This is a genomic window from Streptomyces sp. NPDC044002 (assembly GCF_056434525.1).
This window is the reverse complement of the sequence record NZ_JBWKEZ010000051.1, coordinates 45,539-60,326: the sequence shown is the minus strand read 5'-3', so window position 1 is coordinate 60,326 and position 14,788 is coordinate 45,539. Positions and strand designations below refer to the sequence as shown.

14 protein-coding genes are annotated in these 14,788 nt (G+C 76.2%); 2 read left to right on the top strand and 12 right to left on the bottom strand.

Annotated elements, in window-relative coordinates:
• Window positions 1-211: 211 nt before the first annotated feature.
• From AC07A6_RS30290 to AC07A6_RS30245, 10 genes are all read right to left on the bottom strand, one after another.
• On the bottom strand, window positions 212-1,252 hold the full coding sequence (locus AC07A6_RS30290) for a vWA domain-containing protein (RefSeq protein WP_478779263.1): 1,041 nt from the start codon (window positions 1,250-1,252) through the stop codon (window positions 212-214).
• A gap of 81 nt (window positions 1,253-1,333) precedes the next feature.
• Window positions 1,334-2,521, bottom strand: a complete 1,188-nt coding sequence (locus AC07A6_RS30285) for a serine hydrolase domain-containing protein (RefSeq protein ID WP_386273728.1) — start codon at window positions 2,519-2,521, stop codon at window positions 1,334-1,336.
• Between the two features lie 173 nt (window positions 2,522-2,694).
• Window positions 2,695-3,078, bottom strand: coding sequence for a hypothetical protein (locus tag AC07A6_RS30280; RefSeq protein WP_362471917.1), 384 nt, complete (start codon window positions 3,076-3,078; stop codon window positions 2,695-2,697).
• A 53-nt stretch (window positions 3,079-3,131) separates the two neighbouring features.
• Window positions 3,132-4,256, bottom strand: a complete 1,125-nt coding sequence (locus AC07A6_RS30275; protein WP_478779262.1) for a YncE family protein — start codon at window positions 4,254-4,256, stop codon at window positions 3,132-3,134.
• Window positions 4,253-4,882 (bottom strand): ankyrin repeat domain-containing protein, encoded by a 630-nt coding sequence (locus AC07A6_RS30270; RefSeq protein WP_362471920.1) that lies wholly within the window; start codon window positions 4,880-4,882, stop codon window positions 4,253-4,255. The genes AC07A6_RS30275 and AC07A6_RS30270 overlap by 4 nt, the downstream gene beginning before the upstream one ends.
• Before the next feature lie 135 nt (window positions 4,883-5,017).
• On the bottom strand, window positions 5,018-6,409 hold the full coding sequence (locus AC07A6_RS30265; RefSeq protein ID WP_478779261.1) for a hypothetical protein: 1,392 nt from the start codon (window positions 6,407-6,409) through the stop codon (window positions 5,018-5,020).
• Window positions 6,410-6,619: 210 nt separating this feature from the next.
• Window positions 6,620-7,486, bottom strand: a complete 867-nt coding sequence (locus AC07A6_RS30260; RefSeq protein WP_478779260.1) for an NmrA family NAD(P)-binding protein — start codon at window positions 7,484-7,486, stop codon at window positions 6,620-6,622.
• Window positions 7,483-7,977, bottom strand: a complete 495-nt coding sequence (locus AC07A6_RS30255) for a hypothetical protein (RefSeq protein ID WP_478779259.1) — start codon at window positions 7,975-7,977, stop codon at window positions 7,483-7,485. Before AC07A6_RS30255 ends, AC07A6_RS30260 begins: the two co-directional genes overlap by 4 nt.
• 123 nt (window positions 7,978-8,100) lie before the next feature.
• Complete coding sequence (locus AC07A6_RS30250; RefSeq protein ID WP_478779264.1) at window positions 8,101-8,619, bottom strand: MarR family winged helix-turn-helix transcriptional regulator; 519 nt, start codon at window positions 8,617-8,619, stop codon at window positions 8,101-8,103.
• Between the two features lie 19 nt (window positions 8,620-8,638).
• The gene (locus AC07A6_RS30245) at window positions 8,639-9,127 is read right to left on the bottom strand and encodes a cupin domain-containing protein (RefSeq protein ID WP_478779258.1); all 489 of its coding nucleotides are present in this window, start codon (window positions 9,125-9,127) and stop codon (window positions 8,639-8,641) included.
• A 147-nt stretch (window positions 9,128-9,274) separates the two neighbouring features.
• Between AC07A6_RS30245 and AC07A6_RS30240 the strand changes: the two genes are divergently transcribed.
• Together AC07A6_RS30240 and AC07A6_RS30235 are read left to right on the top strand one after the other, a co-directional pair.
• Entirely contained in the window at window positions 9,275-10,156 is an 882-nt protein-coding gene (locus tag AC07A6_RS30240; RefSeq protein WP_362471939.1) for a LysR family transcriptional regulator, read from the top strand.
• A gap of 263 nt (window positions 10,157-10,419) precedes the next feature.
• Entirely contained in the window at window positions 10,420-11,028 is a 609-nt protein-coding gene (locus tag AC07A6_RS30235) for a response regulator transcription factor (protein ID WP_362471942.1), read from the top strand.
• Window positions 11,029-11,089: 61 nt separating this feature from the next.
• Here AC07A6_RS30235 and AC07A6_RS30230 read toward each other — a convergent pair whose 3' ends face one another.
• Both AC07A6_RS30230 and AC07A6_RS30225 read right to left on the bottom strand, forming a co-directional pair.
• Entirely contained in the window at window positions 11,090-12,862 is a 1,773-nt protein-coding gene (locus AC07A6_RS30230; protein ID WP_478779257.1) for an ATP-binding cassette domain-containing protein, read from the bottom strand.
• Window positions 12,859-14,631, bottom strand: coding sequence for an ATP-binding cassette domain-containing protein (locus tag AC07A6_RS30225; RefSeq protein WP_478779256.1), 1,773 nt, complete (start codon window positions 14,629-14,631; stop codon window positions 12,859-12,861). The genes AC07A6_RS30230 and AC07A6_RS30225 overlap by 4 nt, the downstream gene beginning before the upstream one ends.
• Between the last annotated feature and the right edge of the window lie 157 nt (window positions 14,632-14,788).

Below are 14,788 nucleotides of genomic sequence, written 5' to 3'. Positions count from 1 at the left end.
ATGAGAGGGACGGCTGTGTCGAGGGGCTGGGGGACGTGGTGGGTGGGGCCTGCGGGTGGCTCATGGGGGCGGTTGTGTCGGGTTTGTGGATCCCCCCCCCCCCCCCCCGCTGCCGAAGGCCCGCAGGCGCCCTTTCCGGGCGTCCCGCAGGTCTCCGATTTCCCCGTTCTCCGTTCCCCGGTCCCGGGGCTCCGCACCTCGGGCGGGGACCTCAGACCATGAGCAGCAGCCGCGTCTGCGGTACCAGCTTCCGGTTGACGCTGGTGCTCTGGACGAAGATCGTGAAGTCGTCGTTGTGGTCGGGCTTGACGCGGACTTCCGCATCGGGGAGGCCGAGCAGGGCGCGGGCCTCCGGCCCCGTGTAGACCCGGTCCGTCTTCTTCTCCAGTACCGCTATCTGCTTTCGCGCCTGGACCTTTTCCGACTTGCTCAGCTGGTAGAAAGCGCAACCGGTGCGGTAGGTGAATCCGCTCTCGACGACCCATTCCCGGATGGCCGCGTCACGGGCCACCGGAATCAGCTGGTACTTCGACGGATCCGCGGGAGTGAGACCGGCCGCCTCGATCGCCTTCTTGTTGACCGCCTCACCGCCCGTGGAGAAAACCGCCCGCGATCCGCGGATTCCCTTGGTGCGGCCCACCATGAACTTCTCGGTGGCCTCCTGGATGACCTGCCCGGCGTCCTCCAGCCCCTGAGTGCTCGTGGCGTCCCAGATGGCGATGTTGTCCTTCGGGAAACCGCACTGCATGGCCTCCCGCTTGCCCATCTGGTCCGGCACCAGGACGGCCAGCGTCCAGTTGTCGTCCTGCGTCTCGATCATCGTGCCCACGGCCTTGACCAGCTCACCGGGGGTGCGGCCGGGGGCACCCGGGCACCGGTGGCTGGCGTTCTCCTGACCGTCGGTCAGCACGAAGGTCAGGAAGCTGTGGTCGCCGTACAGCTGGGCGGTCTGCGCCAGCTCCCGCTGCGACTGCAGCGTCGCCGCCAGCAGCGCCGTCATCCCGCCGACCCGGTACAGCTGCTTCAGGGACGGCATCCGCAGCACGTCCTTGTCGTAGATGACGCACTCGACCTTGTTCGAGAACACGTAGACCGTGACCCGGGTTTCCTGGTCCAGTTCCTTGGAACGGCGGGCCAGATAGGCGATCTGCTGATCGGCGACGTCGACGACCTTCTGGCTCAGGTGCGACATGGAAGAACTCGCGTCCAGCACGAGGGCGACGTGATTGATGTAATTCTGGATTCCGGCCATGGCGGACCCCCCTGATTCCGTTCCCGACTTGATGCTCCGATCCTCGCACCCGCCACTGACAATCGGCCTCGGACCGCCCGGTCAGCGGTTTTTGAGGAGCGCGCAGGCGAAGTCCTCCTGGACCGTGCGGAGCCGGGCGAGCAGGGCGGGCTTGTTCCCCTTGCTGGTCTGGGTGTTGACGGAGAACGTGAGCGACCTGGTGCCGTCGGGCGTGGCGGCGGCCAGCTGCGTGTAGCCGGGGAAGTTCCCGGTGTGGCCGTACAGCACCCCGCAGCGGGTGGTGTACTGGAACAGCGCCAGACCGGCGGCGTTGGTACCGGGACCGGCGGGCTCGGACGAGTCCCCGGGCCGGAAGGCGAGCTGCTCCGCGCGGGTCTTCTCCGACAGCAGGCCGGGACCGCCGTACGCGCGGATGAAGGCGCCCAGCTCCCGCGGGGTGGAGACGATCCCTCCGGAGGCCCAGACCCCCGAGGTGCCGACGGCCTCGCTGACGTCCTCGGGCGCGGCGGGCGGGGAGACGTCGTAGCCGTGCAGGAACGGGCGCGGCAGGCGGTAGCCCAGGGGCAGGCTGGTCCGGCGCAGCCCGAGGGGGCGGTACACCAGGTCCTTCAGGAGGTCCTCGTAGCGGCGGCCGGTGGCGGCCTCGGCCATGAGGGCGACGGCGATGTTGTCGGAGTTGGAGTACTCGTACAGCGAGCCGGGCACGAAGAGCAGCGGCTCGCGCGCGACGAAGTCGAGCAGCGTGCGCGGGTCGAAGACGTGCCGGGGGTCGGCCTGGAGGATCCGCAGGAACGCGGGGGCGGCCGAGAAGTCGGGCAGCCCGCTGGTGTGCTGGAGCAGCTGACGCAGGGTCACCGCGTGCCAGGCCTCGGGCTGGGCGGGCAGCAGGTCGCCGATGGTGTCGTCGAGGGAGAGTGCCCCCTGGTCGACGAGCCGCAGCGCGACGGCCCCGCTGAACGCCTTCGCGATGCTGGCGATGCGCATGTGGTCGTCGAGGTGCGGGGGGCGGCCGGTGGCGATGTCCCCGACACCGGCGGTGTACACCCGCGTCCGGTCGCCCCTGGTCAGCACCGCGATCACCCCGGGCGGGCCGTCGTCCTGGGCGACGAGCCGGTCGAGCTGCCGCTGGAGGCGCTCGTCGGGGTGCTGCGGTCCGGGCGGCGCGCCGGCCGCCTGCGCGGGCGGGAGCAGCGCGCCCAGCGCGGCGGCGGCGAGCGCGGCGGCGGACAGGCCGGCGCGGAAACGGCGTACGGAGGCGCGGGTGGGCACGGATGTCTCCCGGTGTGCGGTGGGACGGCGGGTCACACCACTAGCACCCCCACCCCCGCCCCGCCCCCACGCCGCGCCCCGCCACGGCCGCTCGGCGCACACGGAACCCCCGGACCGGGCGCGTCGCGAGCCACCCCGGCAGCCCCGCGCAGCGCGGCGACGGCGGCGGGGAGTCAGCGGGTGAAGCCGGCCACCCGGGTGTGGGCCGTGACGGTGCCCCCGCCGAGGAGGGCGGCCTTGGCGCGGAGGCGGTCCATCACCGAGGGGCCCGGGTCGCCGTACACGTCGATGGAGCGCATCCGGATCAGCGGGACGAAGGCCCGGAACTTGGGCCCGCCGAGTTCCAGGTGGAGCTCCAGCGAGGCCGCGTCGGGGTGGACGGCCACCAGGGTCATGGTGGACCCGGCCCGGTCGACGTAGAAGTGGTAGGCCGACAGCTGCGGTTCGACCGTCTCGACGAAGGCCGCCAGCTCACGCATGGCGGCCTTCGCGTCGTCGAGGCGGCCCGGCAGGATGTCCGAGTGGTCGACGTAGTGGATCGTCTCCGACGGCGGCATGCCCAGACGCTAGCGGGACCGGAGGCCGGCGCCGGACCGCCGCGCCGCGCTTCCTAGAGGACGGCGATGCCCAGGGGGCGCGTGCCGGCCGGGAGGCGGCGGGTGGTGCCGTCGGCGAGGTCGACGACGGTCAGCCCGTTCCAGTAGCCGTCCCGCGTGTAGCCGCCGGTGACGTACGCCGTCCGGCCGTCGCGCGACACCGCGACGTCCTCGTGCGGGCCGTCCAGCGGGTACACGCGCTCCTCGCCGCCCGGCGAGCGCACGGTCAGCGACGGCCCCTCGCCCTCCTCCACGGCGCCGGTGCCGACGACGAGGAGCCGGCCGTCGGCGGTGAGGGCGGTCCCGTGCTGGTGGGTGTCGGCCGTCATCGGTTCCACCGCGACCGTGCCGCTGCGCGGGTCCACCACGGCCAGCCGCTCCCCTTCGAACGGCAGCAGCAGCCGGCCGTCACCGGGGCGTACGACCGCGTAGTGCGGCTTGAGCCAGGACGCGAGCCCGCCCTCGGTGCCGTACGGGGCGACCTCGATGCGGCGCGCCGCGAGGGTGTCCGCCGCCACCACCGTGACGTCGAAGGAGTCGTGGCCGGTCACGTACACCTCGCCGCCGTCACGGGCGACGTCCACGTCGAAGGGCCGGCGGCCCACCGGCACCGTCGCCGTGACCTCCCGCGCGGCGGTGTCGATCACCTCCAGGACGCCCCGGCCGCCGGGGACGTTGACCCCGACGTAGACGCGCGAGCCGTCCGGCGCGAGCGCGATGCCCATGCCGCCGCCCCGGTACTCGCCGGTGCCGACCGGACCCGTACGGGTCGTGTACGGGATCCGGGCCACCCGGGTGCGGGCGCGGGTGTCGACCACGGCCACGCCCTCGGCGGTCGCCACCCAGGCGAGCCCGTCCGGGCCGACGGCCAGCCCGTACGGCGCGGTGCCGACGGCCACGGACCCGACCGGGCCGCGCCGGGGGTCGACGAAGGTGACGGTGCCGGCGCCGAAGTCCGCGACGAGCAGGGTCCCTTCGGGGGTGGGGTGTCCGGCCGGCAGCAGGGTCCCGCTCGGGGCGGGGGCCGCGGGGGCACGGCCGGCGCCGGGCTCCGCCCCGCCCGTGGTGCAGCCGCCCAGCAGCGCGAGGGCGGCCGGGACGGCCACGAGCAGCCCCCGCGCACGGGCCCGGCGGCTCACGGCGCGCTCCGGCCGTCGCCGCCGGACCGGTCCTGCGCCGCGCGCAGGAGCCGGGCCAGGCCGTCGAAGCCGCGCCGCACCGCGTGCTCGTACGCTGTCACGCCCTTGGAGTCGGCGAGCAGCGGGTCGGCTCCGGCGGCGAGCAGCAGCCGGACGACCTCCTCGTGGCGGTAGCCGCCGTCGCCGAGGATCACCGCCTCCAGCAGGGCGGTCCAGCCGAGCCGGTTGACGTGGTCGACGCGGATGTCCGTCTCCGCCAGCACGGCCCGTACGTAGCCGACGTGCCCCCGCTCGGCGGCCGGGATGAGGGAGATCCCGCCGAACCGGTTGCGCTGCGTCAGATCGGGTCCGGCCGGCAGCAGGGCCCGCATCATGCGGACGCTTCCGGTGACGCCGGTGACCAGCCAGGGGCTGTCCGCGCGGGAGTCGGGGGCGTTCGGGTCGGCGCCGGCGGCCACCAGGACCTCGGCCACCTGGAGGTGGTCGCCGAGGACCGCCAGCAGCAGCGGTGTGCGGAGGTCCTCGTCGCGGGTCTCCAGGGCGGCGCCGGCGGCCAGCGCGGCGCGCACCGCGTGGGTGTCCCCGGCCTTGGCGGCGTCGAGCAGCAGTCGGTCGTGCGGGTTCATGCCCCCATCGTGGCCCGGCCCGCCATGGCGGGCGGTCCGCCCGCCGTCCCTCCCGTACCGCCCGCCCGGCCGACCCGCCCGTCATCCGATCGGCTGATCCGCCCCGGCCGGGCCTCCGCTACAGGGGACGGGGACTCAGCCGGTGCAGCCCGGGACCGCGCCGGACGGGGCGCAGTTGTTCGGCCGGTTGTCGCGGACCACGTCACCGTCCAGGGTGAGGGTGCCGGAGGCCTTGAAGATCCCGCCGCCGTCGCCCGCCCGGTTGTGGGTGATGGTGTTGCGTTCCAGCCGGGTCGAGCCCGGCCTCAGCACCCCTTCCGCGTGGTAAATGCCGCCGCCCTGCGCGGTGCCGTTCTCCGCGGTGGCGGTGTTGCGGAGGATCTCGTTGTACTCGGCCCTCAGGACCCCGCCGTCGGGGTTGTCGATGCCCGCTCCCTGCGCGGTGCCGTTCGGTGCGTCGGCGGTGTTCCCGGTGAGGTGGCTGTGCTCCAGGTCGAGCGTGCCGAAGGGGCCCAGGCGGATGCCGCCCCCGCGCGCGGTGCCGCCCTCGGCGACGGCCCGGTTGCCGCTGATCTTCACGCCGATCACGGTCATCAGGGAGTTGTTGGCGATGCCGCCGCCCTGGGCCGTGCCCTGCGGGGCGTCCGAGACGTTGTCGCGGACGGCGCCGCCGGTCACGACCAGCCGCCCCCTGTCCTCCGGAATGCCGTTGGCGACGGCGCCGCGCGCGATGCCCTCCCGGGCGAAGGCGCGGTTCCCGCTGATGACGGTGTCCTCGATCCTCGTTCCGTGGAAGCTGATGATGGCGGAGCCGAAGGCGATGCTCTGCGTGCCGGGGGTGACGGTCGTGGTGTTGCCGGTGAGCCTGGACCTCTTGACGGTCAGCGGGCCGTCGTTGGAGATGCCGCCGCCCGCGGCGCCTCCCTCGGGATTCGGCCCGTCGTAGACGACGTGGTTCCCGCTCACCTCGGTGTCGCTGATGCTGGCGCGACCGGGGCTGTCGATGCCGCCGCCCTGGGCGAAGAGCCGGGACGCGGACGTGTTGCCGGTGAACCTGCTGTGGATGATCTTCATCTTCCCGTTGTTGGAGATGCCGCCCCCGCAGGCGATGCCCACGGCGTCGGGGAAGGCGGGGCAGTCCGTGGCGTAGCCGCCGCGGACGGTCGTCCCCTTCAGCGTGAGCTCGCCCGTCTTGTCGACATAGATGATCCGGAACTTCGGGACCTCCTTCCCGTGCCCGTCCCGCTCGATCGTGGCCCCGCGCCCCTCGATGGTGATCTTGCTGGTGATCACCGGCAGCCCGTTGCCCGGGTGTACGGGGTCCGGTGCCCTCAGCTTGTACGTGCACCCCTGCGCGAGCCGGATCGTGTCCGCTCCGGGAGTGGCGTTCGCGGTGCCGACGGCCTTGACGAGGTCCGCCGCCGAGCAGGGGACCTGCACGGGGGTGGCGTGCGCGGCCTGGGCCGGGACCACCACCAGCGAGCCCGTGACGAGGGCGAGGACGGCCGGTACGTGCCGACGGGACATCGGGGTGCCTCCTTCTGCGACTGCGTGACTGCGCGGCTGCCCGCGACTGCGGGGCCGGCCGGCCCTCGGGGACCGTGGCGGGCCGAGCCCAGCCGACCACGCGCGCGGGGGACCGGCTCCCCGGCGTGATCCGTACGGGCGGCCCGACAGCCCGTACGGATCACGGAGGCGTGCGAACGGCCCAAGCGCCTCCGCCCTGCTGACCCCCGGTCAGCGGAACCGGTGCAGGTTCTCGCGGAGGAAGGCCTCCAGGGTGCGCGGGGCGCGTCCGGTCAGGCGCAGGAAGGTGTCGTCCGGGGTCTCCTCGCGGGCCACCGCGAGCTGCTGGATCTCCACCACGTGGGAGGCCAGCCAGGGCGGCATCCCGGCCCGCCCGACCAGGTGGGCGTGGAGCGCGGACGGGCTGAGGTCGAGGTAGCGGACCGGCCGTCCGAGCAGTGCGCCCAGGAGCGCGGTCAGTTCCGGGTGGCTGTAGGCCCGTCCGCCGGTGAGCGGGTACGCGCCGCCGGCCGGCTCCGGGCGGGTGAGGAGCGCGGCCGCGGCGTCCCCGACGTCCCGGACGTCCACGTAGTTGCACCGCGCCCCGCCCATGGCGCCGTGGACCACTCCGGCGCCGGCGATGCCCGGCGCCAGGAGCAGCAGCTTCTGCATGAAGGCGTACGGCCGCAGGACGGTGGTGGTGATGCCGCTGGACCGCAGCCGCTCCTCGACCAGGTGGTGGCCGCGGGAGACGGCGACGGGGGAGTCCGGCTCGGCGGCGGGCGCGGAGACCTTGACGACGTGCCCCACGCCGCAGTCGGCGGCCGCCCGGACGGCGTTCAGCTCGTACCGGACCTGGTGCGGGCCGTTGGCCATGGTGAGGAAGAGCGCGCGGGCGCCCCGGAAGGCGGCCCGGAGGGAGTCCGGGTCGGCGGCGTCGGCCGTCAGGACCGTGGTACGGGCGAGGGTGTGCCCGTCGAGCCCGGCGGCCAGGCGGGCGGGGTCGCGGGTCAGGGCCCGGGCGGGTACGCCGAGGGCCGCGAGGCTGCGCAGGGTGGCGCCGCCGGTGGCGCCGGCGGCGCCCATGATGACGATCACGGAAGGTTCCTCGGGGGTCGGGGTGCGGCGGGGAGCCGGCGCCAGGCGGTCACGGTGGCCGCGATCGCCGCGGAGACGGGCAGGTCGACCGGCAGCCGGCGCGGCCAGGCGGTGTCGGAGAAGGGCGGGAGCTGGGGCAGCCAGTGGGCGGCGGCGAGTCCTGCTGCCAGACCGAGCACCGCGGCGGCCAGCCCCAGGCCGGCGGCCGCGAGCAGGCGCGGGGGCCGGGCGGGACGGGTGCGGACGGGCGGGGTGTGCGCGGTCCGGCGCCGCAGTACCGCGCCGAGGACGGCGGCGACCAGGGCGGAGGTGCCGGCGATGGTGGTGAGTGCCGCGGCGACCAGTTCCGGCTGCCGGGTGACGGCCCCTGCGATGCCGGCCGTCAGGGCGGGCATGGCGTAGGCGGCCAGGACGTCGGGCCACAGGGCGGGCGGAGGGGGAGCGCCGGGAGCCTCCGTGCCCGTGCCCGTGCTTGTGCTCGTGCTCGTCATGGGGTGTCCTCTCGGGGTGGATGCTTAGCTGGCTAATCAATACGGCAGGGGCGGCTGATTAGGTGCCTAATCATCTGGGTGGAAGAAGGGCGGGCCGTCTTTCGGCGGCCCGCCGCGGGCGGGTCAGTCCCGGGTGAGCGAGTCGATGCCCGCGACCACCCGGGACAGCAGGTCGAGGAAGGTGGCGCGCTCCTCGGGGGAGAGGCCGCCGACCAGTCCCTGCATCCGGCCGAAGTGCTCCGGCGCCAGGTCGCGCAGCTTGCCGGCGCCTCGCGCGGTGAGGATCACCACGTTGCCGCGCCCGTCCTCGGTGGACGGCCGGCGGGCCACCAGCCCCTCCCGCTCCAGGCCGTCGACCAGGCCCGTCACCGTGGCCCGGGAGACGCCGAGGCTCGCCGCGAGCTGGGAGGGCGACTTCTCGCCGCCGTGGTCCTCCAGGTCGGCCAGCAGCCGGTAGCGGCCGGTGGAGAGGCCGAAGCGGCCGAAGTGCACCTCGCCGGCCTGCCCGATCCGGGCGCCCGCCGCCATCAGCCGCGCCGCGACCAGGACCGCCTGCGGGTCGGCCGTGAGGCCGTAGCGGGCGATCTGGCGGCGGGCCTGGTCGAGGGTGGGCGCTTCGGGGCCGCTGTCGGGGTGCTGGATCACGAGAAAAGTATGGCGGCTAATCAGATCGCCGGTCAAGTGCCGGCGGGTCCGCGGCGAAGTGGACGTCGTAGCGGTCCTGTTCGCCGGTCAGGACCTCGAAGGGTTCCTCGCCCCGCCGGACCCGCCCCAGGGCCCGGAAGTAGCCGAAGCGGTCGACCCCGGGGGTCAGCAGGACGAGCAGCTCCGCCGCCCGCCCCGGCGCGGCGCCGAAGGCGTGGACGGTGTCCGGCGGTACCACCACGAGGCCACCCGCACCCACCGTCTCGGCCCGGTCGCCGTCGGCGCCCCACAGCCGGAACCGGGCGGCGCCGGACAGCACGTAGAACACCTCGGTCGACCGGGCGTGGTGGTGCGGACCCGCACCGTCGGCCCCGGCCGCCAGCCGCAGCAGGTTGGCACCCACCGCGCCCGCCGTGTCGGAGGCGTCGGCGAGCAGCCGCATCCCGGCTCCTCCGGGCAGCGGGACGTGCTCGGCCTCCTCGGGCCTTACGACGAACGGGTTCACGGCGACTCCTCCTGGCAGACGGCATCCGGTCACCCCATTCGACTCCGGGAACAACCGGCGGACCAGCACCGGTTGAGGATCACGGCCATCTCGGACCGAGATGGCCCGGCCGGGCGGGCGCCCGTCACACCGGGGGGCACGGACGGAATGGAACTGCGGCAGCTCAGGTACTTCGTCGCGGTGGCCGACACGGGCGGCTTCGGCAGGGCCGCCGAAAGCCTGGGCATCGTCCAGTCAGCCGTCAGCACCCAGGTCGGGCGCCTGGAACGGCAGCTCGGGGTGGTGCTGTTCGACCGCGGCACGCGGCGCACCGTCCTGACGGGCCCGGGTGAGGCGCTCCTGCCGCAGGCCCGCGCCGTGCTGGAGGCGGCCGACCGCACCCGGGCGCTGGCCGCCGCCCTCGCCGGCGGATCCGCCGGCCTGCTGCGGCTGGGCCCGGTCCGGGGCCCCGGCGAGCGGACCGCCCGGCTGCTCCACCGCCTCGCGGACGGCACCGGCGCCTTCCGCGTGACCCTGCGGCACGTCCCGGCCGCCGAACGGCTGCGCCTGCTGCGCGACGGCGAACTCGACGCCGTCTTCGTACGCGGAGCCCCGGCGGCCCCGCCCGGCACCAGCCTCCTGGAGGCCTGGCGGGACCCGCTGTACGCCGCCGTACCGGCCGGCCACCCCTTGGCCGCCCGCCCCGCCCTGACCCCGGCCGACCTCGCGGAACTCCCGCTCCGGCTCGCCGGCCGGCCGGACAACCCGCCCTTCCACGACCTGGTCACCGGCATGCTGCGGGCGGCCGGGAGCCGGCCGCCCGCAGGTCCCCGCTTCACCACGCTGCCCGAGACCCTCGCGGCGATCGCCTCGGCGGCCGAGCCGTCATGGACCCTCTTCTACGAGGTCACCGGCCTGCCCGACTTCCCCGGCGTCGCCGTACGCCCCCTCGCGGGACCCGAGTTGACCACCTGGCTCGCGGTCCCCGAAGGCCCGCCCTCCCCGGCGGTGCGCCGGCTGCTGGCGGCGCTGGCCGACCTCGCCGAGTAGGGCCCGCCGGGTCACGGCCCTGCCCCGCACCCCGCCGAAGGCACCCGGAATCAGCCCTACCGCTTCGGTCCGCCGACGCGCCCGCCCCCGCGCCGCGGCCGCACCGGCGGAGCGTGGCGCGGGTGCGGCCGCCCGCGCGCCTCCCCGCCCGGGCACCGGGCTTCGGCCACGCGCCCCCCTGCGCCGCGCGGGTCCACGTTCCTACCGGGTGGTTGCTGGGCACCCGCTTGGTGCCCGTTGATCAGCACCCGAGGAGAGCCCCGATGACCAAGGTCCTCGTCCTGCACAGCGTCAGCATCGTGAGGTCGGCGCTCGCCGCCCTGCTGAGATCCGAGGGCGGGTTCGACGTCACGTGCGCCGGCTGGCGGTCCGCGGCCCGCGAGGCGGAGTCCTTACGGCCGGACGTGACCGTCGTCGACCTCGACTGTCCGGGCGCATCGGCCACCCTGGAGGCCCGGGCGGCGGCCCCCCGCCCGCTCGACGGGCCGCCCGCCCCGCTGCTGGTGCTCGCCACCTCGGGAACACCCGGCTCCCTGCAGCGCGGAGTCCGCGCGGCGGCGCGCGGCTACGTCGACAAGGACGGATCGCCCGGCCGCCTCGTCCGGGCCATCCGCAAGGTCGCCGCCGGAGAGCGGTTCGTCGACCCGTCGCTGGCCTCGGCCCTCCTGGAGGCCGACCCCATGCCGCTCAGCCCCCGCGAACTGACCGTGCTGGCCCGGGCCGCGGAGGGCGACTCCATCGCGGAGATCGCCCACGCCCTGCACCTCGCCAGCGGAACCGTGCGCAACTACATGGCCGCCGCCACCCGCAAGATCGGCGCCCGCAACCGGATAGACGCGATCCGGATCTCCCGGCGGGCCGGCTGGGTCTGAGAACGGCCCCCGTCCACGGTCCCGTTCAGGGGCTCGTTCACGGGCTCGTTCACGGGCCCGTTCACACCCGGGCGTCCCAGCCCCCCACCAGCTCCCGGTACAGCGCCGACCGGGCCGGGAGGTCCGCGTGCGTGCCGCAGACCGCACGGCTCCCGTCGAGCACGAGGACCCGGTCGGCCCGGGCCGCCGAGGAGATGCGGTGGGCCACGACGACCAGGGTGCCGGGGCGTTCGGCGAGCGCCCGTTCGGCGTGCTCCTCGGCCGCCGGATCGAGGTGGCAGGTGGCCTCGTCGAGCAGCAGCAGCGGGGCGGGCGAGAGGTGGGCGGCCACCAGGGCGAGCAGCTGACGCTCGCCCTGCGAGAGCCCGGCCGGGTCCAGCGGCGCGTCGGGCCCGCCCAGCCGCCGCAGGAGGCCGTCCGCTCCGAGGGCCGCCACGGCCCGTTCCAACCGCGCCCCGGACACCGGCCCGGGGCACAGGTGCGTCAGGTTCTCGCGGACGGAGCCGGTGAACACGTACGCCTGCTGCGGCAGCAGGGTCCGCCGGGGATCGGGACCCCGTTCGGGCCCGCGCAGGGCCGGGGCGCCGGCCAGCAGGACGGTGCCCCGGCCGGGCGGCAGGAGCCCGGCCAGCAGGGCGGTGAGGGTGGACTTCCCGATGCCGCTCGGCCCGACCACGGCGAGGTGCTCGCCCTCGCGCAGGGCCAGGTCGAGACCGTCGACCACCGGCAGGGCGTGGGCCCCGTACGCGAACCGCACCTGCCGCAGCTCGGCGGCGAGCCGCCCGCCGCCGGGCGCGGGTACCGGCTCCGGACCGGGCTCCCGCGCCCCCGCGGCCGGCTCGCGCGACCCCGGGTCCGGCTCCCGCCCCGGCCGCGGGAGGCAGAACCGGTCCAGGACCACCACGAGCCTGGTGCCCGCCGACCCCAGGGCGCCCATGAGCGCGTCCAGCGCCGGCAGCAGGGACTGGACCAGGTACGTGAGGGCGGCGGCCAGCGCCCCCGCGCTCAGCCCCCGCCCGAGCAGCCAGGGCGCCCCCAGCAGCAGCGCGACGACCGGGAGCCGGCCCGCGACGCCGAGCGCCACCGTGCGCAGCGCGGCCCACCGGGCGAGCAGCCGCGTCAGCCGCTCCTGTTCGGCGATCAGCAGCCGCGGGCCGGCCCCCGCCTCGGCGCCGCCCCCGCAGGCGACCACGTCGCGCAGGCCCGCCGCCAGCTCGCCGGTCCGCGCGGCCAGGGCCTCGTCGGCGTCCAGCGCCCGCCGCTGCACCCGGGCCATCGGACGCAGCGTGAGCAGGAACCCGGCCGTTCCCAGGAGCAGCGGCGGGAGCACGAACAGGAGCAGCACCGGTGCCAGCGCCGCCATCCCGGCCAGCGCCCCCGCCGCCGTGAAGACGAAGGACCGGGCGACGAGCACCAGTCCGGCGAAGGAGTCCCGGGCCATCTCGGTCTGCTGGGTCAGCCGGGAGACGGCCCCGTCGTGCGCGGCCCGGGCGGGGTCGGCGACCGCCCGCTCCAGGGCCTGGCGCACGGCCCGGCGCACCAGGCCGTCGCGCAGCGGTTCGACGAGGTCGGCGAGCCCGCCGAAGACCCCCCGCAGGGCCAGCCCGCCGAGGAGGGCGCCCGCCCCGGCGACGGCCAGCCAGGCGAGCCCGGTGCCGGTCCGGGCGGCGAGGAAGCCGTCGTCGAGGGCGCGGGCCACCGCGTACCCGCCGAGGAAGGTGTGGGCGGACTCCAGCAGGGACCACAGCGCGAGGCGGCGCAGCGTCCGGGCACGGCCGCGCAGGAAGCGGCGCCCCTCGCCGCCGACCCGGCGCCAGGTGCCGTCCCCGCTCACCGCCGCGCCCCGGGGCCGGCCGCGTCCCCGCCGGCCCCGAACAGCGCGCGGTAGCCGGGGTCCCGCCACAGCCCGGCGTGCGTCCCGGTGGCCCGGATCCGGCCCTCCTCCAGCCATACGACGAGGTCGGCGCGGGCGGCCGTGGCGGCGCGGTGGGTCACCACGAGCCGGGTCCGGGCCCGTACGCGGCCGGCCAGGGCCCGTTCCACCTCGCGGGCGGTGACGGTGTCCAGGGAGGAGGTGGCGTCGTCGAGCACGAGCACCCGTCCCGCACCGCGGAACGCCCGTGCCAGGCCGAGGCGTTGCAGCTCCCCGCCCGACATGGGGGCGTCGGCGAGCGGAGTGCCGTAGCCCCGGGGGAGGCGGAGTACGAACGGTTCGGCGCCGGCGGCCCGCACGGCGGCCCGCACGGCGTCCGCCCCGGGCTCGGGCCGGCCTCCGAAGGCGACGGCCCCGCCGACGGTCGCCCCGAACAGGGCGGGCCGCTCGAAGGCGTGGCCGACCTCGCGGCGCAGCGCCCCGGCGGTGAGCTCGTCCAGCGGGGTGCCGTCCAGCAGGACCCGGCCCCCGTCGCAGGGGGTGAGCCGGCCGGCCGCGGCGGCCAGCAGGCTCTTGCCGGACCCCGAACGGCCGACGACCGCGGTGGTGGTGCCGCCGGGGAGGCGCAGGTCGACGCCGCTCAGCACGGTCCGGCCCGCCCGCACGAGACGGACCCCGCGCAGCTCCAGCGTGCCGGGGCCGTCGGCGGCGTACTCCCGGCCGCCCTGCGGGAGTTCGGGCAGGCCGAGCAGGGCGGCCGTGCGGCGGGCGGCGGCCCGGCCGCGGACCACCGCCGCGAGCCGGCCCGTGACGGCTCCGGCGCCGGCCGCGAGCCCCGCGTAGCGGACGGCGGCGAGCAGGCCGCCGACGCCGAGCGCCCCGGCCGCCAGGCGCAGGCCGCCCACGCCGAGGACCACGTACAGCAGGAGCGGCATCAGGGCGCCGGTGCGGGCGGCGGTGCCCCCGTAGATCCGCCACATCCTCCGTCCCTCGCGGCCCAGTTCGGGCAGCGGGGCCAGGATCCGCGCCGCCTCGCGTCCGGCGGTGCCCGCCGCCGCGATGGTGCGGGCGCCGGCGAGGGCCTCGGCGAGACGCCCGGCCAGGGTGAGCTGCACCTGCTGGTAGCGGCCCACGCTGGCGTCCGACGCGCGGGCGAAGGCCCTCAGCAGCAGCGCGAGCACCGGCACCCCGGCCAGGAAGGCGAGGCCGGTCCAGACATCGACCAGGAACAGCGCGACGAGTCCCCCGACCGGCGGCAGCAGGGCCGTGACGGCCGTCGCGGCGGCGGCGGGGACGGTCCCGGCGGCCGCGGCGTGCGCGGTGAGCCGGGCCGAGACCTCGCCGGGGGAGTACCGGGCGGCGTGGTGCGGCGCGGTGCGCAGCAGCGCGCCGAGGCCGCGCCGGCGCAGCCAGGCGGTGGAGCGGGCGTCGACGCCGCCGGTGAGCCGTGCGGTCGCGGCGTCCAGCAGCACCTCGGCGGCGATCACGGCCGCGCAGCACAGGGCCCACAGGGTGCCCGAGGGGTCGCGGCGCAGCAGCAGGTCGAGGGCGTGGCCGAGGAGGGCCGGTTCGGCCAGTGCCGCGCAGGCGGCGGCCAGCGAGCAGCCGGCCACGGCGGCGGTGCGGCCGGCGCTGTGCCGTGCGGCCGCCCGCAGCGCCCGGCCGGCGGCCGCCGCCTCACCGGACGGGCCGGCGGCCGCGGTTTCACCGGCGGCGTCGGGCGGGGTCATCGGCGGCGGCTCCTCGTGTCTCCCGGTGGCCCGGGACGCGGGTGCCCGGGATGAGGTGCGGGGGCAGGGGAGGGGTTCGCCCCGGCCCCCAGGAACCTTCCCGTTCCAAAGCGCGGGCTTTCGGCCTTTTTTTCCACAAAAGGAGAAGCCGGGGCTG

What these genes read in the sequence shown, in the direction of transcription:
- AC07A6_RS30225 (WP_478779256.1), bottom strand. Translation starts at nt 14,631, where the DNA reads ATGACCCCGCCCGACGCCGCCGGTGAAACCGCGGCCGCCGGCCCGTCC.
- AC07A6_RS30265 (WP_478779261.1), bottom strand. Translation starts at nt 6,409, where the DNA reads ATGTCCCGTCGGCACGTACCGGCCGTCCTCGCCCTCGTCACGGGCTCG.
- AC07A6_RS30240 (WP_362471939.1), top strand. Translation starts at nt 9,275, where the DNA reads ATGGAACTGCGGCAGCTCAGGTACTTCGTCGCGGTGGCCGACACGGGC.
- AC07A6_RS30270 (WP_362471920.1), bottom strand. Translation starts at nt 4,882, where the DNA reads ATGAACCCGCACGACCGACTGCTGCTCGACGCCGCCAAGGCCGGGGAC.
- AC07A6_RS30280 (WP_362471917.1), bottom strand. Translation starts at nt 3,078, where the DNA reads ATGCCGCCGTCGGAGACGATCCACTACGTCGACCACTCGGACATCCTG.
- AC07A6_RS30235 (WP_362471942.1), top strand. Translation starts at nt 10,420, where the DNA reads ATGACCAAGGTCCTCGTCCTGCACAGCGTCAGCATCGTGAGGTCGGCG.
- AC07A6_RS30290 (WP_478779263.1), bottom strand. Translation starts at nt 1,252, where the DNA reads ATGGCCGGAATCCAGAATTACATCAATCACGTCGCCCTCGTGCTGGAC.
- AC07A6_RS30255 (WP_478779259.1), bottom strand. Translation starts at nt 7,977, where the DNA reads ATGACGAGCACGAGCACAAGCACGGGCACGGGCACGGAGGCTCCCGGC.